The sequence below is a fragment of the Thalassotalea sp. Sam97 genome (assembly GCF_041379765.1).
GTDB lineage: Bacteria > Pseudomonadota > Gammaproteobacteria > Enterobacterales > Alteromonadaceae > Thalassotalea_A > Thalassotalea_A maritima.
Window position 1 is genome coordinate 2,499,734 of the sequence record NZ_CP166919.1, and the last position, 22,019, is coordinate 2,521,752.

Consider the following 22,019-nt stretch of genomic DNA (forward strand, 5'->3'; position numbering starts at 1 on the left):
CGATGGAAAAGATACAGCAATTGAATAAGGCAAGTGCAAGAGTAAACTCCGATAACTTACCTTCATATTTTGGTGAGTTTGGTGGTATGTTTGTTGGTGAGTTATTAGTACCGGCACTGGAACAACTTGAACAAGCCTTTATTAACAGTCAAAGCGATAGCGACTTTCAACGCGAGTTTAGTGATTTACTAAACAACTTCGCAGGTCGACCGACACCACTGACCCTATGCCGTAACCTAGTGAAAAACCCTCATGCAAAAATTTACTTAAAACGTGAAGATTTATTGCATGGTGGTGCCCATAAAACCAACCAAGTGCTCGGCCAAGCATTGCTAGCCAAACGCATGGGTAAAACCGAGATCATTGCCGAAACTGGTGCCGGGCAACATGGTGTCGCTACAGCGATCGCCTGCTCATTACTGGGACTAAAGTGTCGAATTTATATGGGCCAAGTCGATTGTGAACGGCAACAACCTAATGTATTTCGCATGCGCTTAATGGGGGCAGAAATCATTCCAGTATCAGCGGGCTCAGGGACCTTAAAAGATGCGGTCAATGAAGCACTTAGAGATTGGTCTGCGAATTACCAGCAGGCTCATTATTTACTTGGTACGGCTGCAGGACCACACCCTTTCCCGACCATTGTTCGCGAATTTCAAAAGATGATAGGCATCGAAGCAAAACAACAAATAATCACCCAGCAAGGACGTTTACCTGACTACGTTATTGCCTGTGTCGGTGGTGGTTCTAATGCCATAGGAATGTTCAACGACTTTATCGAAGAGGAAACGGTCAAGCTCATTGGTGTTGAAGCTGGCGGCAAAGGCCTTAACAGTAATCATCATGGAGCAACGTTAGTCGCGGGCAGTAAAGGTATGTTGCATGGCGCGTATACCTATATCATGCAAAATAATGACGGCCAAATAAACGAGTCGTATTCGGTTTCAGCTGGCCTGGATTATCCGGGAGTTGGTCCACAACATGCGATGTTAAAAGATAGTGGTCGAGCTGAGTATGTCGCTATTAACGACGACGAAGCTTTAACAGCCTTTCAGGCTTTGTCTAAAAATGAAGGTATCATCCCTGCTTTAGAGTCATCTCATGCGCTTGCATATGCCCTAAAACTTGCTGAATCGGCAACCTCAGAGACCATCATAGTTGTCAACCTGTCTGGTCGCGGTGACAAAGACTTAAACCATGTGATGGATATCTTACAAGGCGACAACTACCGGGAGAAGAACAATGACAACACTAAGTAATTTACAGGTTGATGATCGCTACCAGGAAATGTTTGCCAAGCTACAAAGCGACAAACAAGGTGCGTTTGTTCCTTTCGTCACCTTAGGCGACCCACATCAACAGCTGTCGTTACGTATTATTAAAACATTAATTGACAATGGTGCTGACGCGTTAGAGCTCGGCATCCCCTATTCTGATCCGAGCGCAGATGGCCCTACCATTCAACAAGCCGGTCTACGTGCACTGCAGGCGGGTACAAGTGTCGATAACTGCATTGAAATACTGCAAGAAGTGAGAGCGTACGCGCCACATATTCCCATCGGCCTGTTGGTTTATGCCAACATTATATTTGCGCGTGGTATCGACAAATTTTATGTTGATATGAAACGAGCGGGGGTCGACTCAATATTAATCGCCGATGTGCCAATGCGCGAAAGCGAAATTTTTATGGATATAGCGAAACAGCATGGTGTTGCACAAATATTTATCGCCCCACCGAATGCTTGCGATAAAACCTTACAACAGGTTGCCGACTTTTCTACGGGCTACACTTACGTGCTTGGCCGTGCTGGCGTAACAGGGACACACGTAAAGTCGGGCAACCAGAGCCAGCACGTTATTCACCGCCTACAACAGTTGAACACTCCCCCGACTATGATAGGCTTTGGCATATCGACACCAGATGATGTCAAAGATGCACTATCTAGCGGTGCCCAAGGGGCAATTAGTGGCAGTGCGGTGGTAAACATTATCGCCAATAACCTCAATGATGATAACGGAATGCTTGTTGAATTGGCATCATTTGTCCAGCGAATGAAATCTGCAACCAAGCTTTAAACGGTTTGCGTCTAACGATAAGGGCTTATCGCATTAATGTTAGATAGCCCTTAACATCTATAAGCACGCCCATGTGTAATTGATATAAGCGTGATATAGTACTAACGTATTGGCGCACATCTGTTTAGGCTCTTTTGCCAACTTTGATGACTGTCTAGGTCACATAAATAATCAAGCAGTTAGACAAAAGAAAGAAAGCCAACAATGATGAACGCCTTTTATGGTAACAGCATGAACATCAGATGGGGCAGATCTGATACCGCAACAACAGCAAAACTAGTCGACATCAAGGGGGACACTCGATGACTTTATTTATCAGTATTGCGATTATCTTATTTATCGTCGGCGGCGTTTATTTTATTTATAAAAGTTCGCGAAAGTTTAATTTAACTGACGAACAGTTAAAACGTATCAAACAGCGCAATGAACAATTAGACAAAGATGAAGAAAAAGAACAATAAATCTATCACTTATATCAGTTTCGATAAATGGTTTGGATAAGGTGAAAACCAAAACGCGTTTTTACTGGACCATGAATTTTTAGTACGTCTTTTTTGAACACCACATCATCAAATGCTTTAACCATTTGACCTTTACGAAATTCACCTAAATCGCCACCGCGTTTTCCCGATGGACAGGTTGAATATTTCTTGGCTAACTTAGCAAAGTCAGCACCTTTATCTAATTGTTGTTTTAGTTTTTCAGCCAAAACCTTGTCTTTAACCAAAATATGGCGTGCACATGCGGTTGCCATAAATACCTCTCAGCAGATTGATAAAAAGGAATATGTCTTATTATACGTGATTCTCAAAAACGTTCAGACATAAAAAAACCAGCCGAAGCTGGTTTTTTATCAAAATAACTAGGATCTAACTTGATATCAATTAACCTAGTTTTTTCTTACGATCGGCCGTGTCACGGATAAATTGTGCCCATGCACGAGCGGCCTTCGCCGTTTTAGGATCTTTTTGAGCTTCTGCGATTGCTCTAGCTGCTTGCGTGTATTTCTCTTGGTAGAAATACGCTTCAGCTATCGTCATGTATACAGAGCCTTTATTTTCGATACCTAAATCTAATGCTTTTTGTAATGCAGCGGTTGCTTCACTAAAACGTTCAGATTGGTGTAACAGCATACCTTGACGACGATAATGTTTCGGATCGTTCGACATTTTCGCCGTTTCACCGAAGTATTTCGCGGCAGTATCAATTTCTTGAGCTGCATGGAAAGCATTCGCCATGGTAAACATGTTCTGTTCAGTTCGCTGAATCAGGCCACTGTCAATGTACTTTTCAAGTAGCTTGGCTGACTTGTAAGGTACCTCATTTTGGCCATATAAGCTTGCTAACATTTTGATTTCAGATTCTTTTTCAAGGTAGCCTTGCTTGTACGCCATATCTAGCGTGTACAAAGCTTTCTTGTAATCTTCTACCAAGGTGTAGAACATGCCTAACTGCGTCCACCATTGCTTGTTCTCAGGGAACAACTGCACAACTTCTTCAAGTACTTTTACAGCAGGCTTATACTGCTTACGCTCGTAGTACGACTGCAACTTCAAAATATATGGATTTTGATTTGGCTTATCGAATAATGCGATAGCTTTGTTCGCTGGTGCAATAATCTTATCGTACTGCTTTAAGCTGTAGTAAGCGTTAGCGATTTTAACGTATGTATTTGCGTCTTCTTCACAGCTAAATGCCATCCAATCCGCGTACGTTTTGATCGCTTTTGTGTACTGCTGCTCTTGCATTTGCAAGTCACCTAAAAGCTTAACCGTATCCGCGTGCTCTTTTTCATTAAGCACTTGGTTTTTGGTTGCACTTGCTAGGTAAGGTAGTGCTTTTTTCGAAAAGTCACCGCCTTTCGTTGCGTACATGTTAGCAATAAAGCGATCTAAGTAAGCACGGTCATACTCTTTACTCGTTTCAACAGACAACAAGATTGTAATTGCGTCATCGATACGTTCTTCAGAGTAGGCATCGAAAGCTTTCTGAACTTTCTTGCCGACGCTAGGACTCATTACCTTAGTGCGTGGTTTTGGCGCATTAGGGTCCTTTGGACAAGTCGCGTACGCATAAGCTGAACCAGACATTGTCGTCGCTACTAATGCGATAACAGCAGAAGTGCTTAGTAGTTTTTTAAACATTACTGTGCTCCTCCTTCTTGACTCATCTTAAAGTCTAGCTGAACCGTCATACCAGGTTGGCGTTGTGGCTTACCATCAACAACTTTTGGCTTATATTTCCACTTACGAAGCGCGCGTTTGGCTTCTTTATCGAAAATACGTTTTGGCTCTGCTGCAATAACCTCTACATCTTCTACTCCACCAACTTCGTTGATAGTGAAGCGTAGCTGTACCCAACCTTCTTTACCGTCGCGTGCTGCTTGAATTGGGTATTTAGGTTCGATACGAACGATTGGTGTAGCTTCACCATCGCGACCAAAACCTGCACCCGGTGCATCCATACCCGCACTTGTGCCAGACAACTCTACGCTTGGAACGTTAAATGATACGCCCGAGTTAGTGTTGCTTGCCTCTGGCTCCGGAGCCTGTGGCTTAGGCGGAGTTTTAGGCGGTGGCGGTGGCGGTGGTGGTACACGTTTGCGCTCTTGAACTTTTGACTCAGGTGGTGCTGAGACGATATCGATGATAACACTGTCTTGGTTATCAGCGTTACGCTTTGCACCGCCTGAAATCAAGTATGCCATAAAGACAAACAATCCAAAGGTTACAGCAACGCCTAGTAGTATTGATACTAAAAAGCGAACCATAATTAACCACCCGTTGCTGCAGCAATAGAAATCTTATCGATTCCTGCATCTTTAATTGCATCCATAACTTTAACAACAACGCCATGCTTAGCGCCTTTGTCAGCTTGGATGATAACAATATCGGTTGGTTGTTCAGCAAGTAGTTTTTCAATGTTTGCAGATACACGCTCAACATCAACTACACGCTTGTCCATCCAAATTTCACCGTTTTCACGAACAGCAATGAAGATGTTCGCTGAAGGTTTTTTACTCGCATTAGCCGCTTTCGGCTTTTGCACATCAATACCAGCTTCTTTCACGAATGAAGTGGTTACGATGAAGAAAATAAGCATGATGAATACGATGTCTAGCATCGGCGTCATATCTACTGCTGCTTCTTCTTCTTCACGAATGCGTTTACGTGCCATGTGAAAATCTCTCTAGTGATGAGGCAAGCTATCAACTAGCTTGGCCTTCGCCATTTTTACTTTCGCGTCTAGTCTGGTGCTAAAGAACACACCAGAAAGGGCTGCTACCATACCCGCCATTGTCGGGATTGTTGCCATTGAGATACCGTCTGCCATAAGGCGTGGGTTACCTGTCCCTTGTGTAGCCATTGTTTCGAATACTGCAATCATACCGGTTACAGTACCTAGTAGGCCAATAAGAGGACACATGGCAACAAGAGTTTTAATAGTCAGCATACGCGCGTCTAATATCTCTGTCGCTTCAGAAATCCATGTATCTCTAATTCTGTGAGCATACCATGATGTTGTATCGGTTCTAGCATCCCACTTAGCAATAATATCTTGCTTCATTTTTGGGTACACAGCCATTAAGAACCAGTACTTTTCAATCATTAATATCCACATTAAGAAGAGCGCCACGGCAACGAAGTATAAAACTCCACCACCGGTGGCTATAAATTCCCTGACAGATTCCCAAAGCTCTATCAGGTATAACATTACTGTTTCTCCTTCTCAGCGATCTCAGCAATGATACCCGCGCTTTGCTCGTCAAGAACATGGAAAATCTGCTTACCACGAGTTGCCACGATTGAGTGGATAAGAATTAGTGGTAATGCTGCGATTAGACCCATAGCGGTTGTTACAAGTGCCATAGAGATATCACCAGCCATGATTTTCGGGTCACCAGTACCGTATAGAGTGATTGATTGGAACGTACCGATCATACCAACAACTGTACCTAGTAGACCTAATAATGGAGCGATAGCGGCGAAAATCTTGATGATGTTAATACCACGTTCAACTTTAGGCGTTTCACGTAAGATAGCTTCATCAAGTTTCAGCTCTAAAGACTCAGCATCGATGTCTTTGTTTTCGTTGTAAACCATTAGCATACGACCAAGTGGGTTGTCTGCTTTAGGTTGTGCAGTGTTTTTAAGTTGCTTGCGGATTTTCGCACCAACAGTACCTAAGTAAACTAAACGCTCAAGAGCGATTAATAGACCTAAGATAAGAACTGCAGTGATTACGTAACCAACGGTACCACCTTGGTGGAAACGCTCTTCTAGAGTCGCTTTTTGCGTTTCTAGGTTAAGAATTTGACCTTTTGATGGGTCAAGGAATAATGGTGCGTAACCTGCGTCGTTTGCAGAAAACGGTGCAACAGTACCAACGATAGAGCCGTCAGGTTGCTTACCTAGAGGCTGGATTAGACCTTGCTCATCGTTGTAGTTTAAGTAACCGATCTCTGGAGATACTAAGTTGAATGAACCAACACGAGTTACCGTGCCTTGGCTCTTAGTACCATCTAGGTTAGTGATTTCTGCATCGAAAGTTGCAACTTTACCAGACTCAGTCATTTCAGTTTGTAGAGCAAACCATAGCTCTTCTAGTTCTGAAAGTACTGGGATTTCTTTCGCATTAGCTAGCTTTTCTAAAACTTGCTCACGACCTGGGTATTGTGCAGAAACAACAGATGTTGCGATACGACCGTATGCGTTACCTGATGCACGACGAACAACACCAAACATTTCGCCTAAGTCGCCTTTAGCAGCTTCTAGCTCAGCTTCTTTGTTGGTAAGCGTTGTTTCGTTGTCAGCAAAAGCTTTCGTTAAACGTGCGTTACGTGCGTTTTCTGCGGCTAAGTCTGCTTTCGCTTTGTTCAATAAAGCTTGCTTGTCAGAGCGCTCTGAAAGGAACTCTGCTTCACGCTTTTTATCAAGCTTAGCTTCTGAAACACGATCAGATTTGATTTGCTTTAATAGGTCATCTAACGTGTTTGCGTTAGCGGTTGTCGCAATACCTGCTGTTAGAGCCATAGTTGCAGCGATAGCTGCGCTTTTAATAAACTTTTTCATTATTCACCCGCTGCATATACTGGTAATTTAACTAAGTCAGGCGCAGACTGCTTACGAGCCATACGAATTGCTTTAGTGATTGGGTTTAAGTATTCATCACCCAGTGCTTTCCAGCTGCGATCGCTGTGATCCCAGATCCACGCATTTTTAAGATCAAGAGACTGAGCTACTAGCACAGTACGACCCATGTGAACGAAGTCAACGGTAATAGTTTGACCTTCAAACTCTAAGTCGCCTTGGTAAGCAGAGAACATTGAACCGTAATCAGTTTCAATTTCGTATGCTTCAAGTACCAAACGGAATTGCTCAGCAACAGAGATACCTTGACGAGACATAACGTCGTTTAAGCGCTCTAAACGAGCTTGACGGTCTGCTAAGTTTACAGGAATGTCGGCTTCAACGAATTGCTCTAATGAATCAATCATTTTGTACATTAGAGGAACAACACCTTGTTTAGTGTTTTGAATTGTACCGATTTGACGCTCTAGAGATGCAATACCACGGTTTTGGTCATCAACTAAACGTTGAATGTGGTCATTGTATACTTTTAGGTTTTCAGTTTCGTCAACAACTGTACGGTACTCAGCAAGTAATTCTTGAGTCTGAGTGTAAATGTTATTGATTTTTTCTTGCGATTTAGCAGACGCTTTAACTGTCGCTGCTTCAACCTTTTGAAGTTCATTTAGGCTGCTAGCAGAAGCAACGTTGCTGCCGGCTAACGCCAAGGCGCCGATAATCGTTGAAGCGATTAGGCTTTTCTTGCTCATTTTGGACATAATTCCCAACCAATTGCTATTTAACTTGTTCCAATAAACCCGATACTAGGGTTCGCGGATCTGATTTTGTTACCGATTGTAACCTAATCAGTGCTCTTAAGTTGTAATAAAATAGAAACACCACCGTGTTAACCTAATATGTCCTAAGTTAACACCAAAGACACGTTACGTTAGCAAAGTAGCAAAACTATTCTGTTTTTCATAAAAAGACAGCTGTATATAAGACAATAGCTAGCGCCTAATGTCAATCATTTTGCGCTAAGCGGGCTTATTGTGTACGAAAAAACCTTACATTGTATTTTTTTTGCTCTGCTTTACGAAAAACTATACTGAAATTGCATTCAGTTAACATTTTTAATTCACCAAGCCGTCTGAGTCAACGCTTAAAAATTATACTTTTTGTAACAACTTTGAGTACGTCGTTACGTGTCAAAAGCGGGCAAATAAATCGCGATTCGTCGTTAATTGTTCGCTTGCCTGTTCCAGCGGAACTACCGAGCTAAAATCGCGATCTTGTCATTAGCAATGAACCTCTTTGTAAGTGCAAAGCTTGACCAAAACCTAGACTAACTGACCATAAAAGGTAGCAAACACTTATAAATAAGCAAAAAAATAGGTTAAATCGCTGGTAATTTAATGTTAAAGAAATGTATAAATAGCGTATTAAAGAGAAAGGTGACGAAAAGTTTTGGGTCGAATAACAAACAATTTAAAAGCCTTTCTGTTCATTGCTAACCATCATGATAAGTGTTGTAATAATATGACCAATTTAGCAAACGCGCTCCAACAAGCCGCAACGGCTTTTTCGCAAAATAATTTCCCTCTCGTAAAACAGCTCTGCCAACGCATCCTCAGTGCCGTTTCTGAGCAGCCTGATGCATTGCATATGCTTGCCATGGTCGATAGTCGCTTAGGTCAGCATCAATCTGCTGAAACATTATTTAAAAAAGCGCTAAACCGCCAACAGACAAACCCTAGTTTGTATTTTAATTTCGCTAATCATACGTTGGCACAGAAAAAATTTACCGACGCTATTAAGTTATATCAACAATGCATCGCAATAGACTCTGCTCATTATAATGCCCACTACAATTTAGGTATCGCCGCGACACATAACAATCAGCTCCCGCTGGCGATAAAACACTTAGTAAAGGCTGTCGAGTTGCAACCCAACAACGCCAATATCGATATAGCATTGGGTATTGCATATAAGAACAATGATGAATATAAAAAAGCCATCGAAGCCTTCGATAAAGCCATACAAAACGATAATCAAAACTTTAACGCTTGGTTTAATAAAGGCTCGACGCTACGGGCTACCGGTGATAGCGCGCAAGCGCTAGCGTGCTATCAACAAATCGCGGTATCTGGTGAGCAACGAGCCGATTATCACTTTAGCTTAGGTTGTGTGTATTATGATCTCAACCGCTTTACCGAGGCTGAGCAGTCGTTAACACGAGCGTTAACCATCGAGCCAGAGTTTGTCCTCGCCCATGAAACCCTTAGCAAGTTACGATGGGAAATTAATCGCGACAATGACTTTACATCGAGTTACCCAAAAGCAAAACAAGCCATTTCGCATGCGAGCCTACCGCTAACCTATTCTTATATTTCACAATTACTGCTCAGCAAGCAATATCACAAAGCATTTGCTGAATCCGAGCTGGCGATTGAGCAATTTGGACAAACTCCCGAACTGCTCCACATAAAAGCAACATCGTATACCTTCATTAAGCCGTCAGAGGACTGGCGCGAACGCTGTTTACAATGGTTTGAGACATGTGTAAAAATGTCGCCGAACAACGTCCGTTTTCGTATCGATTTAGCAAGCCAATATATCCACTTACAAGACTACACAAGTGCCTTAGCCCATTTACAACAAGCACTTAACATTGCACCTCATGATCAAGAAGTATGGTCATATATGGGCATTTGCTGGCGATTAACTGGCGATGATAGAGCCTGTTGGCTAAATGACTATAAACGATTAGTGAAAACACACACCCTTATAGCCCCGAAAGGCTACGATAATCTAGAGCATTTTTTAGCCGAACTTAAAGGTTATTTGACCAACTTACATCAAGCCAACAAAAGCCCACTAGATCAAAGTGTAAGACAAGGCTCACAAACGGCTGGTCACTTATTGCTAAAATCCGAGCCGATAATACAACAGTTAAACCACGCGATTGAGCAACAAGTTTCGCTATACCTTGCCGAGCTACCGCAAGACGTTAAACACCCGTTTTTACAACGAAACAACCAACGTTTTAAGATAGCTGGAAGCTGGTCTGTAAAACTAAAAGATAATGGCTTTCATAGTAATCACATTCATCCTGCCGGGTGGCTATCAGCTCCTGTTTATATTGCCACACCCGATGTCATGTCGAATAATGATAGTGACAAACAGGGATGGATAAAATTTGGTGAAACATCATTAGAATTAGCGAACAAAGAACAAGTCGCATTGTCTGTGTGCCCCCAGCCTGGACAAATAATATTTTTCCCAAGTTACATGTGGCACGGCACCAATCCATTTCATGCACCACAGTCACGAATAACTACCGCGCTAGATATTCAACCCAGATAACGTATATCAACAATGAGAAAGTCTGAGCGTGCCTTGTTGCGCACGTTCAGATTTTCTCTATCATGAAAATCAGCTGAGTATTTGCTAGCTTACTGTGTTATTCAGGGCTGCCTCGTTAACTCGCTAGCCAGAAATTGCCCAACCGATTCGCTAACGAGTCAATTGCGCCACCAAATCATCACCTAGCGCATCCGTTAACAACCCTTGATAATTTTTCCAACGTCCGCTTGAGCTGGTATAAAGAGGTTTGCGAACTTGCCATACACTCGCCGTTTTAACTGTTGTGCTATTTTTATAAAAATCTAAGCACCCAGGTTCGTACGATAACTCTAGAAATGCTAAAACGGATGCAACCGTCGGTTCAGGCTCCGTGACTAGGTTTTCATAATCGACAATAAAAACCTTATTGGGGAATAACGCACACCAATGGTCAATTAAGGCTTGTTGTTGCTGGTAGTAATGGAGACAATCTTTCAGATCGGCGGCGTAATGATAGCTTGGCCCCAACTGTAAAAAGTAATTGGACAAGCAATTATCTAACACATTACGACGGCTAAAAATGATTTTTGCATTAGGGAACATGGTCAGAATTAGACCCACATAGATAAAGTTATCGGGACGTTTATCAATGACAAGGTTCGCATCAGCAAATGCATTGTGCAAATCGTTCTGATACCCCTTTGCAATACGTGTTAGTTGATTTTCATCAATAGTATTTAGCCCGCTTGGAAAGTGAGGCAACAATGCTTTTAGCTCCCGCAATAAGTATTCTCTTTCACCGCCTGCGGTAATTGCTGAATGGCCGGCAAGCACCTGTTCAAGTAGTGTCGATCCAGAACGAAACATACCGCAAACGAAAATGTGTTTATCAGCGTTGTTGAGCTGATGTTGGGCGACAAAATCTTTGCTTAGGTACTGTTTGATGTTGCCGAACGTGTCAGCAACGTCCATTTTATTATAGGCTGGCAATATATAGCGATTTAGGGTGTTTGCTTGCTGATACCAAGCCCCTGCGTCACTGTATTGTTGCAAATCATCAAAGGCTTTACCGAGTGCATAGCGAGCTGAAATATGTGATTGTAACGTCTCTCTGTTCGGCGGCTGTTGGCAAAAATGAGTTAATGTTTTTATCGCTTTGTGCTCTGCGCTTTGACAATCTTGCAAGTGAAGAATACGCGCGTGGGCATCAATATAACCAGGTTGCAACTCGATGATTTTACTGAATAATGTTAATGCCTCCTGACGATGACCATCATCCTCTTCAAGGTTGGCAAGGTTATATAAGGCTGAAATGTAATCTGGTTTAATGGTTAGTGCCTTATCAAGTGCCTTTCTAGCATTGTCGTTATCTCGTAAAAAGTCACTGTATATCAACGCGATATTTAGGAACACTTCTTCCGGTGATGAGATCCCTAAGGCATAGGCACGTTGATAACATTCAATGCTCTGCTTGTAATCCTGCGCAAGCTTTAATTGATAAGCAAAGTTAAAATGACCGTCTGCGTCATTTGGTTGTAGCTCAATATAAGGTTGGTAGCAGCGCACGGCTTCGCGCCATTTCTTAAATTGGCTAAAGTAACCGGCAAGCTGATCGTAATATACGCGATTGGTTGGTGATTGGGCGATTTTTTGCTGAAGATGAGTAACGGCTTGTGGATTAAACTGCATTATTGATAACTAACAGGCACTAACAATAACAACCAGTATACCTCGAGTTAACGACAAATTTAACCGTTAAATTTAATCACTAAGCATCAATAAAACTTATATAAAGCTAAAACTCAATAACAAGGTGTTGATACCACTTTAGTGCTCAGTTTGTGGTATAAAAAAAGTGAGCCGAAGCTCACTTTTTATCACATACAATCTAATTCAAATTAGAATGATAGCGTTGCACTTACGTGTACGTAACGACCTAATGTGTCGTAGAAACCAGCAATCGCGTTACCGTTAGATGATAAAGTACCGCCAACCATTGGTGGCTCTTTGTCAAATACGTTGTTGATACCAACTAATACACCTAGGTTTTCAGTCACGTCAAATGCACCTTTAACATCGATGTAGTTTTGCGCATCGATACCACCATTCTCAAGAACAAGTAAATCATTCTCTTCAGTGTAGTCAACTTGACCGTAGTGACGCCAGATTACAGACGCAGTCCAGAATGAACCTTGGTCGTAAGACATCTTCAAGCTGTGGCGCCATTCAGGTTGTGCAAAACAGCCGTTATCGATAGTGCCCGCACAGTCAGTGCCGTCGAACTCTTTCTTCGTCATGTAAGTACCGTTTAAGTTAGCACGGAATGTACCACCAAACGCATCTTCGTATAGGAAGTTAACGGTTGTATCAACACCAGTAAAGTGCATGCTTGCAAGGTTTAAGTTAGTTGCTTGAACGTAACCTTCAGTACCTAACCATAAGCTACCTGCGCCGTTACGAACAACGTTATCACAGTATTTCGCTTCACCCGTTTCTGCACACTGCTCAACTGTGAACTGTGCACCTTGAGTACCGATAACATCTTCAACTTCGATGTCCCAGTAATCCACGGTGAAGTTAAGGTTTTCTAGTGGGTTAGCAACCAAACCGAAAGATACAGTATCAGCGATTTCAGGTGCTAACTCTGGGTTACCACCAAATACACCGTTGTATTGGCTTGCAGGACTTGGTGTGATGTTACCGTATTGTGCAGCAGTTACACCAGTAAGAGCACATTGGGCTTGGGTGTACTGTGGATCAGCACCGGCACAAGGATCTGAACCGCCCCATAGGCCTAAGTTTTGTGGAGCGAATAACTCAGCAATATTCGGCGCACGTACCGCACGAGCGTAGCTACCACGGACTTTCCAGTCGTCTGTCACATTCCAGTCAACTTTTGCAGAGTAAGTAGACTCACCACCAGAGGTGTTGTAGTCAGAGTAACGACCACTTAAGTCTAGTGTTAAGCTTTCAGCAAACGCTGCACCTGAAACAACAGGGATAGACGCTTCGAAGAATACATCACGTACATTGTAGCTACCAAAGATAGACGCTGTTGGACCACCTTGACCTAGTAGTAAACCTGCTTCGTATACTTCATCTGATAAACGTTCGAATTCTTCTTCACGGTACTCAGCACCTAGTACAACAGCGATTGGTGCATCAGCACTTGGTAACGTTAATGGTAATTCACCCGTTACGTAACCACTTACCGTTGTAGAAGTAGTCGTACCGTTTAGGATACCAACACCTGTTAGTGATGCAGCAGCTTCTTCAGTGATACCTTGGTAAGTAAATACATCGTAGAATAGACATGAAGCATCGTCTTCACACGCTTCTGCATCTACAGCGGTAGCGATACGCGGACCAAAGAAGTCATTAATATATGCAGCTGATGAGGTAGTTTGGCCGTAGTTTGCAAATACTTCGTAAGACCAGTTATCGTTAATCTCACCTTCAGAACCCAACACGATACGGAAAGAGTTGTGCTCTAGGTTAGATGCACGTGGACCACCTTCAACGTTACGCTTACCAATGTAGGTTGCGAATTCGTCATCAGCGGTTAAGCCTAAGTTTTCAAGTAAGTATGCTTGTTGCATATCGTTTAACTGCGATACAGGAAGGATGTATTGCTCGTTAAAGAAAGTACCAGATTCAGCAATTTGCGCTTTGGTTTTATCTTGCATGAAGCTGATTTCCATAAACGGCATAAAGTGATCGTTTACTTCATAATCAACAAACGCACCGAATGAGAACTTCTCATCTGGACGCATAAAGTGGTTAACTGGCGCGTAGTTGTATACGTTACCAGCAGATTGTTGGAAGTTACTGTCTTGAGTTAGGGTTAGGTAATCCCAGTTACCCCAGTCAAAGTCACCGCCTTCAGTTACACCACCTAAGTAGAAGTTAGGGATAATAGCGTTACCTGAACCACCACACCAGTCACCAGCAGCATTCAATGCACATGATGAGTAATCGCGAGATTCTTGACGTAATTCGTCATTACGACGCCATGTTGCGTACGCAACTGCGTGACCTTTGTCACCTAATGCGCCACCCATGGTTACGTCAAAGTTATATGATTTACCATCGATACCTGTATTACCCGTAGGGTAATCGAAACCACGCTCGTCCATTAGACCTTGAATGTAGCCGTTGTCATTATCGTGTTGGTAACCTGAAGCACCAGCAGTGATTTCTAGACCTTCGAAATCATTGTCCATTACGAAGTTAACAACACCCGCTACCGCGTCCGCACCGTAAGTTGCAGAAGCACCACCAGTTAGAACTTCTACACGCTTAACAAGTGCTGCTGGGATTTGGTTGATATCTGGTGATTGAGAGTAAACACCACCCGACTGCAATCGACGGCCATTTACAAGCACTAGGGTACGGTTCGGGCCCATACCACGTAAATCAAGTGATGCTGTACCAGATGCACCATTAGAGATCATTGATGTTTGACCTGCTTCGATTTGTGGAAGAGTGTTCAACAAATCTTCAACGCGGGTAAAACCTGATAATTTGATGTCTTCTGCGCTTGTTACGAAAACTGGGCTAGCAGATTCCATATCTGTACGCTTGATACGAGAACCTGTTACTTCGATACGCTCTACATCTTCAGCTGTTTCTTCGTCAGCTGCCATTGCATTTGCTGATACACCAGCTGTCGCCGATGCACCGAACATTAATGCAAGACGAACTGCTTTAGCAAGTTTGTTATTGCTATACATGTTTACTCCCTGGACCACTTACGTGATTCGTTTGTTGTCAAATTCAAAGCTATGCTGCTTTGTTGCTTTGTAGTTTTTAGGCCTAATGACCTGATCTGTCGGTCTTGATAATAGAACGAATACAATTAACAGGTCAACAACATAGAGGTAACAAATTTAATATTTTTTTACAAAAATAGCTTAAATTGTAAAAATTCAGTCATAAGTCGCGTTTTATTTACACATCAACGACGATTAACGCAACATCTCCGAACACTAAAAAGACTTTAGAGACAACAATAAAAAGCCTTTCCAAACAGAAACTTAACAACCAGCCCTACTATGTATCAACAACCATTTTTTCAGATTTAATAACAAAGGGGATAAAAAAACAGCGACTTTAACTATTGCAAATTGTTAACATGAAATTATTTCACATCAGCGAGCAAGTGATTGATAATAGTTAAATTGATAAAGTTACCCGAGTAATCTGTGATTGGGACAATAAATAATGTATGAAATTTTTTCTGACCCAACACTGCTATTAATACTTTCGAGTATTGGCTTTATCGCCGGCTTTATCGATGCGGTCGCTGGCGGTGGCGGTTTACTCACGGTGCCAGCACTATTGACTACAGGTTTGCCACCACATTTAGCGCTAGGTACCAATAAACTAGCTGCCTGCTTTGGCTCATTCACCTCATCACTCACCTTTTATAAAAAGAAACTCTTTGATCCAATTTTCTGGTGGCGATCGGCTTTAGCTACCGCCATAGGTGCCATCATAGGTACTGTGTTGGTTAACATGCTCAGTGGCGAACTCCTCGATAAACTATTACCAATCGTTATTTTATTGTGCGCTGTGTATACCTTATTTGCTCGCTCTGCACTCACAGAAAGGTCAACCTTACCAGCGCCGTCACAACGCCTTTATCGACAGCAAAAAATTCAGGGGCTTACTTTAGGTTGCTATGACGGTGTGGCAGGCCCAGGTACCGGCACATTTTGGGTAGTTTCGAATCTGTATCTGTATAAGATGAACATTTTGTTAAGTTCAGCATTAGCAAAAAGTATGAACTTTATTTCCAATATCGTCTCACTTAGCGTGTTTTTCTATTTAGGTGAGGTACATCTTGTCTATGGCCTCGCATTAGGCATATTTATGATATTTGGATCTTGGTTGGGCGCACATTCAGCGATCCGTTACGGCAGCAAGTTTATACGACCAATATTTATTATGGTGGTTATTTCTATGGCGTTAAAACTCGCTTATTCAGCCTGGTTTGTTTAATCTGAACACTTATTACTGCGGACATAATCAATGCAACAAGCAAGACTCATTCATCGATTTAAATCACTCATTGAGCAATTACAGGTCGATGCCAAACAAGCGGATCAGCAAAACAAACAACGCCGAGTACATCGCTACGTTGAACGTCAGTCGCTTTTTGCGCCCTCTTTATTCCCTATCACCAGTAATCAATACGGTGATTATGTGCACTATTTACAACAGCAATTATCACAACTAGAGAAACTGCTCAATAGTGATAAAAACGCTTTAGCCGACTCGTTATTAGAGCGTTTAGAAGCACAGGTTAGTGCGATGATCATCGCTTTAAAGTCAGAGAGCAATCGCTTACGTGATAGTGACTATCGCTTGCAAACCGCAAAGCGGTTAAATCAAAAGCACCAGCGACAAAAAAAACAACCAATCAATGTAACAAGTTTCATGACCGCACATCAAATGCACAGTAAGCTTGTCGAGTACAGAGGCTTCGAGCAACGGTTAGAGTTAATGCTAAAACAACAAGAGCAGTTGCTCGCGCAAGATCACGGAGAAAACAAACAACATATTACCCAAGCGATATTTACCATACATCAACGCTTGGGCCGGTGTCGAAGGGCGATAAACGAATTAGAAAAACAAATTGAAGATAAAGAAAAATCGAGATTTTAGTCACTTCGGGCGCTATGAATTGCCCAAGGCTACCAACATACAGGCTTAGCAAAGCTCAAGTTCCGGGCCTTGTCGTATAGCAACCACATGTCACACCGTGGCCATGACGCAACCACATAATGCTTGGCGTGCTCAAACAACGCTGACGTTAATGCAGCACTGTTAGCTCTATCAATAGAGTCACTATGCAATAAGCAAAAATTAATTTATTCGTTATAAACAAAAAGAATTCAGAGAGTAAAAGACAACGAGATTAAAAAACCAACAGGTGAGTAACAAAAGGATTGCTTTGTGTGCTCGGTCGAGCAAAATTATTGGGTGGTCCCTCTCAGCCACATCCCGGCACATGAGTCGTCTGCTACGGTTGCTTCCTTCCGGACCTGGCCGAGTTTACAGAGTATCATTGCGGGAGGACCGAGAGGTACCATAATGATCTTGAGTTGCCTCAAGTGCGGGGCAATTATGAAGAATTGTCGGCTCAGGTGCAAGGGGAAAATCGTAAAAATTTACACAATTTGTGACCGCTCAAAACAACTGAGGATTTTTTGCACTATTTTTATCAAACAATCGAATAAAATCGCTTAGCTCCTGCTCTATATCACCGTCGATGTACCTAATAGGCATAAATTCAATTTGTTTTTTGGCAAAATTAAACTGAATTGGAAACACTGGCACCTTAGCTTGTTTGGCGATTTGTAAAAAACCAGATTTCCATTTAGTGACTTTAGAGCGCGTCCCCTCTGGTGCCAGCGCTAAGATAAGGTTATCGTGCCTTGCAAACTCTTCGACCATTTGTCCAACCACTCCATGTGCGCTACGACGATCGACCGCAATGCCACCGAGTGAGCGTAACCAACTTCCTAATGGGCCGACAAATAGCGTATGCTTTCCTAAAAAGTTTAACTTCACATCCAGCGCCATTTTACACATTACGCCGACTAAAAAATCCCAGTTTGATGTATGCGGGGCTACCGCCATCACCATTTTAGGTTGTGCCGGGAACTTTCCAACGATGCTCCACCCCGTCTTTTTCATTAGCCATACACCGACTTTTTTGCCCCATTTAGAGTGCAATTGAGGAATACAATCAGGTACATCAATCAGTTGTTGCGACATCGTATCTTGCTCCCCAATAAAATATCTGCGTGTGAGTCGCTATCGTTTGGTTAATTACCTTGCTCGATTAATCGTTCAAGCTCTAAAACCACCGCTTTTAGTTGCAGTAAGTTTTCCCGTCCCATGCGTAACATCAGTTTGTCGGCCTCAGGTAACTTTTCCAAACTTGGCTGGGCAAATTTGTAAACAACATTCGGCTGAACTAAGACTTCCTTACTGGTGGCAACTTTGGCATTTAAAATACGCTGCATAGCGAATAACAGAGCGTCATCAAAGCTCTGTTCAGGATAACCTAATTCTTGATATGCATGCTCAAATAAGGGTTGCATTTGGCGATATGCTGCTAGCAATTGCTTGGGCTCAAAAGACTGCAGCAACTGCAAATAAGGCTGATAACGTTGCCAGTTCGCTTTATCACCTGTCAGTAAGCGTTGCTCATCTTCTCGCACGGCAAATTTATCAGCAAGTGGTTTCAGTGGCATGTGCTTGTACGCAAGCTCACCTTTTGCAAAATTATCAACAAACACCACAATGCGACGAACGAAATCATCGGTTAACAGCAAGCGAAATAACGAAGCTTTTAATGATGCTTGCTGAAAATAATTAACAACAAACTGATCACTATTATCGAGCTCAGGTAAGGTGACATCGGCAACAGGCTCAGCAGGGGTGACAACGGCAGGTTGAATTGGCTGTGTTTCCACGGGCTTTTCTAAAGGCGGTGTTTTTACTGGTGGCTTTGGCTTACTGTCTTGGATTTGTTCTATAGGCACTTCGACAACCGGCTGTAGCGGTTGCTCATCACCAACAAACATATAATAGAAAAGCGCCAACACGGCTATTATGACAATAATAAACAACAGCATCGAACGCGCGTTATTTGGCTTTACGTCAGAAGGAGTTTGCTCAGACAAATGTCACCTCTAGATTGATGTTCTCTACTTTAAACATAGCTAACGAGCTAACATCGGTAAAGTTAACTCTCCAATGCTAGCTTATTTGTACCATAGTAATTATATGTCTTTGTTTTAGTTACTATTGACAATAAAGTCCAGACAAAAATTGCATAACCTATTCAGGTATCACTAAACAGCGTCAATTTGATGTTCTGGTAGCGCCTCAACAAACGCAGCTAACTGGTGACAATTCGCGTCAATCTTCAACAAGGTAGGGTATGGTGTTAAATCAACATTGAAGCGTTTAGCATTATATATTTGTGGGATTAAACATAAATCTGCAACCGTCACCGTATCGCCAAAACAGAATTGCCCTGCGGTCTTAGCCAGTTGTTGTTCAAGTGCATTAAACCCTTGTTGTATCCAATGTTGATACCACGCCGTTTTTTGCTGGTCGGTCACAGAAAGCTCAGTCGACAAATATTGCAGTACCCTAAGGTTATTTAACGGGTGGATATCACATGCAATATCATAAGCTAGGGCTTTCACGGTTGCCTTGTCTTTAATATCTTTTGGATACAAAGCCGGCTGCGGATGCTTTTCGTCTAAATAGTCAATGATCGCCAGCGACTGGTTAACAATAAAGCCATCATCATCAAGCGTAGGTACTAACTCGTTTGGGTTTAGTGTTTGATAATCGGCACTGTGTTGCTGACCACCATCTTTAACTAAGTGAACACTTTTGTGTTGATGTTCAATACCTTTTAAATTTAACGCAATACGTACTCGATAAGCGGCTGACGATCGCCAGTAACCGTATAATGTCATCATATCTACTACCTATATTTTTACTGTTTTCTTATTAATATTATATTCACGTAACTTGTTGGCGATAGCGGTGTGACTTAACCCCAGTTTTTTTGCCAGTTGTCTGGTACTTGGGTAAGCGGGGTATAACTTTCGTAACAGTTGTGCTTCAAAACCTTTGACCGCGTCTTCTAAAGTGCCCTGAAACTCGCCTTCCAAATAACCGCTGTCTTGGCTGTAGCTTGGTAACTGCAAATGCGTTACATGCAGCTCATCACCATCGAGTAGTGACACAGCTCGCAAAATAACACTCTCAAGCTGACGAACATTACCCGGCCAAGGGTAGTTGGCAATAAAGTCGACGCAAGATTGGGCAACACTTACCAAGCTACGATGATTTACTTTGCAGGCTTTATTGATAAAGTGCTCAGCAAGCGGGACAATATCTTGACGACGCTCTCGTAACGATGGGATCGTTAAGCCTAATACATTAAGACGGTAAAATAAGTCTTCGCGAAACTGACCGGTTTCAACCAGTGATAATAAATCGGCATTGGTTGAGCTGATAAAACGTACGTCAACTTTGATCTCTTTTTCACCATCAACGCGACGAAAACGCTTATCATCGAGGACTCGTATTAACTTAAGTTGCAACTTGGCCGACATTTGAGCCACTTCATCAAGAAAAATCGTACCGCCTTCAGCTTGTTCAAAGATGCCTTGCTTGACAGAGCCATCGGCGAGTACTTTACCAAACAGCTCGGTTTCGCATGCATCATCAGGCAATGAGGCACAATTTAATACCACAAATGGCTGTTCGGCACGGTCACTAGCAAGATGACATGAGCGAGCGATAAGCTCTTTCCCTGTGCCTGTTTCGCCCATGATTAATATCGAAGAATCCAACAACGCCATGCGTCTTGCTTCACGGATGACCTTACGCATCAATGGAGAGAATACCAATACCTCAGTAAAGTCATTATCTTTAGGCTGGTTAAAGGCGTTGATTTGCTGGCCAAGACGCGCTTCAGATTTGAGGATAATTACCGCGCCAGCAGTAACTTTTTCATTATTCTCGCCAGGTAAATGCACCGGCATGACATCTGCAACAAAGTCTTCATCCATAAATTTCAATCGACGAGTATGGGGCAGCACTTCCTCTCGTTCAAGGTAGCGGTTAAAGTTGAAACCTTTGATTACATTACCAATTTGCTCGCCAATGATATCACTGCGTTTGCTATTCATTTTTTGTAAAGCAATATCATTAAGAGCATAAATAGCGCCCTTTGAGTCGATTGACAATAACGGATCAGGAAGGGTGCGAATTAACGTATCAAGAACGATACGCTCGCGCTCCGATGGCATATAATTGGTGGTTTTCACGTCTTTAACGCCATCAATCAACCGAAGTTGCGGCATAAAGTCCTGTAACTCACTGAACTCCAGATCCGGCATATGCATAAAAATTTGCCCAGATTCGGTTATCGCATCAATACCTTTAATATTGATTTCTCGATCGACAAAAATGGCTAATACTTCTTGAGCAATGCCAACTCTGTCTTCGCAGGTTATTTCTAATCGCACGCGCCCTAATCCCCAATATCCACTTGTAAAGTTAATTTTACAATAAAAAAAGCGAACCATACCAGAGTATGATTCGCCTTTCAATATGGGTTAGCTTCGAGTAACGTCGATATTAGATCTCTAACAATTTGTCCGTCTTGGCGGCGCAAATAAAATCATTGCGGTGTAAACCATTAATCGCGTGAGTCCACCATGTGATCGTAACTTTGCCCCACTCGGTTAAAATCGCAGGGTGATGAAACTCCGCTTCAGCAAGCTCTGCCACTTTATTGGAAAACGCCAACGCTTGCTTAAAGTTTTTAAATTTAAATTCACGCTCTAACATCATAACCCCGTCACGAACCGGCGCCGACCAATCTGGGATCTCACGAATAAGCTCCGCTAGCTCTTGTTCACTTACCTTTGGCGCGTCAGCTCTGCAGGCTTCACATTGTTGTTTTACTAATTCAGTCATAAT

At 42.5% G+C, this 22,019-nt stretch carries 20 protein-coding genes and 1 other RNA gene; 6 read left to right on the plus strand and 15 right to left on the minus strand.

Annotated features, from left to right (window positions below; genetic code table 11):
* Nucleotides 1–2 precede the first annotated feature (2 nt).
* The 3 genes from trpB (at nucleotide 3) to ACAX20_RS11155 (ending at nucleotide 2,537) form a co-directional block, all read left to right on the plus strand.
* Nucleotides 3–1,259: a tryptophan synthase subunit beta gene (gene trpB / locus ACAX20_RS11145; RefSeq protein ID WP_371186230.1), complete on the plus strand. Its 1,257-nt coding sequence runs from the start codon at nucleotides 3–5 to the stop codon at nucleotides 1,257–1,259.
* On the plus strand, nucleotides 1,243–2,076 hold the full coding sequence (gene trpA, locus ACAX20_RS11150; RefSeq protein ID WP_371186231.1) for a tryptophan synthase subunit alpha: 834 nt from the start codon (nucleotides 1,243–1,245) through the stop codon (nucleotides 2,074–2,076). Before trpB ends, trpA begins: the two co-directional genes overlap by 17 nt.
* Nucleotides 2,077–2,378: 302 nt before the next feature.
* Nucleotides 2,379–2,537, plus strand: coding sequence for a DUF2897 family protein (locus ACAX20_RS11155; protein ID WP_371186232.1), 159 nt, complete (start codon nucleotides 2,379–2,381; stop codon nucleotides 2,535–2,537).
* 14 nt (nucleotides 2,538–2,551) lie between these two features.
* Here ACAX20_RS11155 and ACAX20_RS11160 read toward each other — a convergent pair whose 3' ends face one another.
* From ACAX20_RS11160 to ACAX20_RS11190, 7 genes are all read right to left on the minus strand, one after another.
* Entirely contained in the window at nucleotides 2,552–2,830 is a 279-nt protein-coding gene (locus ACAX20_RS11160) for a peptidylprolyl isomerase (RefSeq protein ID WP_371186233.1), read from the minus strand.
* A 130-nt stretch (nucleotides 2,831–2,960) separates the two neighbouring features.
* On the minus strand, nucleotides 2,961–4,220 hold the full coding sequence (locus ACAX20_RS11165) for a tetratricopeptide repeat protein (protein ID WP_371186234.1): 1,260 nt from the start codon (nucleotides 4,218–4,220) through the stop codon (nucleotides 2,961–2,963).
* Nucleotides 4,220–4,846, minus strand: coding sequence for an energy transducer TonB (locus ACAX20_RS11170; protein WP_371186235.1), 627 nt, complete (start codon nucleotides 4,844–4,846; stop codon nucleotides 4,220–4,222). The genes ACAX20_RS11165 and ACAX20_RS11170 overlap by 1 nt, the downstream gene beginning before the upstream one ends.
* Nucleotides 4,847–4,848: 2 nt before the next feature.
* Nucleotides 4,849–5,253, minus strand: a complete 405-nt coding sequence (locus ACAX20_RS11175) for a biopolymer transporter ExbD (protein WP_290252041.1) — start codon at nucleotides 5,251–5,253, stop codon at nucleotides 4,849–4,851.
* A 12-nt stretch (nucleotides 5,254–5,265) separates the two neighbouring features.
* Entirely contained in the window at nucleotides 5,266–5,790 is a 525-nt protein-coding gene (locus tag ACAX20_RS11180) for a MotA/TolQ/ExbB proton channel family protein (protein ID WP_371186237.1), read from the minus strand.
* Entirely contained in the window at nucleotides 5,790–7,148 is a 1,359-nt protein-coding gene (locus ACAX20_RS11185) for a MotA/TolQ/ExbB proton channel family protein (protein ID WP_371186239.1), read from the minus strand. Before ACAX20_RS11185 ends, ACAX20_RS11180 begins: the two co-directional genes overlap by 1 nt.
* Entirely contained in the window at nucleotides 7,148–7,924 is a 777-nt protein-coding gene (locus ACAX20_RS11190; protein WP_371186240.1) for a DUF3450 domain-containing protein, read from the minus strand. Before ACAX20_RS11190 ends, ACAX20_RS11185 begins: the two co-directional genes overlap by 1 nt.
* Before the next feature lie 760 nt (nucleotides 7,925–8,684).
* Between ACAX20_RS11190 and ACAX20_RS11195 the strand changes: the two genes are divergently transcribed.
* The gene (locus ACAX20_RS11195; protein WP_371186241.1) at nucleotides 8,685–10,511 is read left to right on the plus strand and encodes a 2OG-Fe(II) oxygenase family protein; all 1,827 of its coding nucleotides are present in this window, start codon (nucleotides 8,685–8,687) and stop codon (nucleotides 10,509–10,511) included.
* 150 nt (nucleotides 10,512–10,661) lie between these two features.
* Here ACAX20_RS11195 and ACAX20_RS11200 read toward each other — a convergent pair whose 3' ends face one another.
* Both ACAX20_RS11200 and ACAX20_RS11205 read right to left on the minus strand, forming a co-directional pair.
* A complete protein-coding gene (locus tag ACAX20_RS11200; RefSeq protein ID WP_371186243.1) occupies nucleotides 10,662–12,179 on the minus strand; it encodes a sulfotransferase in 1,518 nt (505 codons plus the stop codon).
* 209 nt (nucleotides 12,180–12,388) lie between these two features.
* A complete protein-coding gene (locus tag ACAX20_RS11205) occupies nucleotides 12,389–15,223 on the minus strand; it encodes a TonB-dependent receptor domain-containing protein (protein ID WP_371186245.1) in 2,835 nt (944 codons plus the stop codon).
* Nucleotides 15,224–15,713: 490 nt separating this feature from the next.
* On the opposite strand from ACAX20_RS11205, the gene ACAX20_RS11210 reads away from it, so the two are divergent.
* Both ACAX20_RS11210 and priC read left to right on the plus strand, forming a co-directional pair.
* A complete protein-coding gene (locus ACAX20_RS11210) occupies nucleotides 15,714–16,493 on the plus strand; it encodes a sulfite exporter TauE/SafE family protein (RefSeq protein WP_371186247.1) in 780 nt (259 codons plus the stop codon).
* 30 nt (nucleotides 16,494–16,523) lie between these two features.
* Nucleotides 16,524–17,159: a primosomal replication protein PriC gene (gene priC / locus ACAX20_RS11215; RefSeq protein ID WP_371186248.1), complete on the plus strand. Its 636-nt coding sequence runs from the start codon at nucleotides 16,524–16,526 to the stop codon at nucleotides 17,157–17,159.
* A gap of 323 nt (nucleotides 17,160–17,482) precedes the next feature.
* Here priC and ffs read toward each other — a convergent pair.
* From ffs to ACAX20_RS11245, 6 genes are all read right to left on the minus strand, one after another.
* An RNA gene (ffs, locus tag ACAX20_RS11220) (signal recognition particle sRNA small type) lies at nucleotides 17,483–17,579 on the minus strand.
* A 105-nt stretch (nucleotides 17,580–17,684) separates the two neighbouring features.
* Nucleotides 17,685–18,275, minus strand: coding sequence for a lysophospholipid acyltransferase family protein (locus tag ACAX20_RS11225; protein WP_371186250.1), 591 nt, complete (start codon nucleotides 18,273–18,275; stop codon nucleotides 17,685–17,687).
* 50 nt (nucleotides 18,276–18,325) lie between these two features.
* Nucleotides 18,326–19,189: a DUF3014 domain-containing protein gene (locus ACAX20_RS11230; protein ID WP_371186252.1), complete on the minus strand. Its 864-nt coding sequence runs from the start codon at nucleotides 19,187–19,189 to the stop codon at nucleotides 18,326–18,328.
* Between the two features lie 171 nt (nucleotides 19,190–19,360).
* Nucleotides 19,361–19,999: a maleylacetoacetate isomerase gene (gene maiA / locus ACAX20_RS11235; protein WP_371189642.1), complete on the minus strand. Its 639-nt coding sequence runs from the start codon at nucleotides 19,997–19,999 to the stop codon at nucleotides 19,361–19,363.
* Nucleotides 20,000–20,011: 12 nt separating this feature from the next.
* Nucleotides 20,012–21,562, minus strand: a complete 1,551-nt coding sequence (gene tyrR, locus ACAX20_RS11240) for a transcriptional regulator TyrR (RefSeq protein WP_371186254.1) — start codon at nucleotides 21,560–21,562, stop codon at nucleotides 20,012–20,014.
* A 112-nt stretch (nucleotides 21,563–21,674) separates the two neighbouring features.
* Complete coding sequence (locus ACAX20_RS11245; protein ID WP_371186255.1) at nucleotides 21,675–22,016, minus strand: 4a-hydroxytetrahydrobiopterin dehydratase; 342 nt, start codon at nucleotides 22,014–22,016, stop codon at nucleotides 21,675–21,677.
* Between the last annotated feature and the right edge of the window lie 3 nt (nucleotides 22,017–22,019).

Bases quoted from the DNA above. Each gene is read 5' to 3' on its own strand.
- ACAX20_RS11165 (WP_371186234.1), bottom strand. From the start codon at position 4,220: ATGTTTAAAAAACTACTAAGCACTTCTGCTGTTATCGCATTAGTAGCG.
- priC (WP_371186248.1), top strand. From the start codon at position 16,524: ATGCAACAAGCAAGACTCATTCATCGATTTAAATCACTCATTGAGCAA.
- trpA (WP_371186231.1), top strand. From the start codon at position 1,243: ATGACAACACTAAGTAATTTACAGGTTGATGATCGCTACCAGGAAATG.
- ACAX20_RS11200 (WP_371186243.1), bottom strand. From the start codon at position 12,179: ATGCAGTTTAATCCACAAGCCGTTACTCATCTTCAGCAAAAAATCGCC.
- ACAX20_RS11190 (WP_371186240.1), bottom strand. From the start codon at position 7,924: ATGTCCAAAATGAGCAAGAAAAGCCTAATCGCTTCAACGATTATCGGC.
- ACAX20_RS11180 (WP_371186237.1), bottom strand. From the start codon at position 5,790: ATGTTATACCTGATAGAGCTTTGGGAATCTGTCAGGGAATTTATAGCC.
- ACAX20_RS11175 (WP_290252041.1), bottom strand. From the start codon at position 5,253: ATGGCACGTAAACGCATTCGTGAAGAAGAAGAAGCAGCAGTAGATATG.
- trpB (WP_371186230.1), top strand. From the start codon at position 3: ATGGAAAAGATACAGCAATTGAATAAGGCAAGTGCAAGAGTAAACTCC.
- ACAX20_RS11160 (WP_371186233.1), bottom strand. From the start codon at position 2,830: ATGGCAACCGCATGTGCACGCCATATTTTGGTTAAAGACAAGGTTTTG.
- maiA (WP_371189642.1), bottom strand. From the start codon at position 19,999: ATGACATTATACGGTTACTGGCGATCGTCAGCCGCTTATCGAGTACGT.
- ACAX20_RS11205 (WP_371186245.1), bottom strand. From the start codon at position 15,223: ATGTATAGCAATAACAAACTTGCTAAAGCAGTTCGTCTTGCATTAATG.
- ACAX20_RS11155 (WP_371186232.1), top strand. From the start codon at position 2,379: ATGACTTTATTTATCAGTATTGCGATTATCTTATTTATCGTCGGCGGC.
- ACAX20_RS11170 (WP_371186235.1), bottom strand. From the start codon at position 4,846: ATGGTTCGCTTTTTAGTATCAATACTACTAGGCGTTGCTGTAACCTTT.
- ACAX20_RS11245 (WP_371186255.1), bottom strand. From the start codon at position 22,016: ATGACTGAATTAGTAAAACAACAATGTGAAGCCTGCAGAGCTGACGCG.
- ACAX20_RS11185 (WP_371186239.1), bottom strand. From the start codon at position 7,148: ATGAAAAAGTTTATTAAAAGCGCAGCTATCGCTGCAACTATGGCTCTA.
- ACAX20_RS11195 (WP_371186241.1), top strand. From the start codon at position 8,685: ATGACCAATTTAGCAAACGCGCTCCAACAAGCCGCAACGGCTTTTTCG.
- ACAX20_RS11210 (WP_371186247.1), top strand. From the start codon at position 15,714: ATGTATGAAATTTTTTCTGACCCAACACTGCTATTAATACTTTCGAGT.
- ACAX20_RS11225 (WP_371186250.1), bottom strand. From the start codon at position 18,275: ATGTCGCAACAACTGATTGATGTACCTGATTGTATTCCTCAATTGCAC.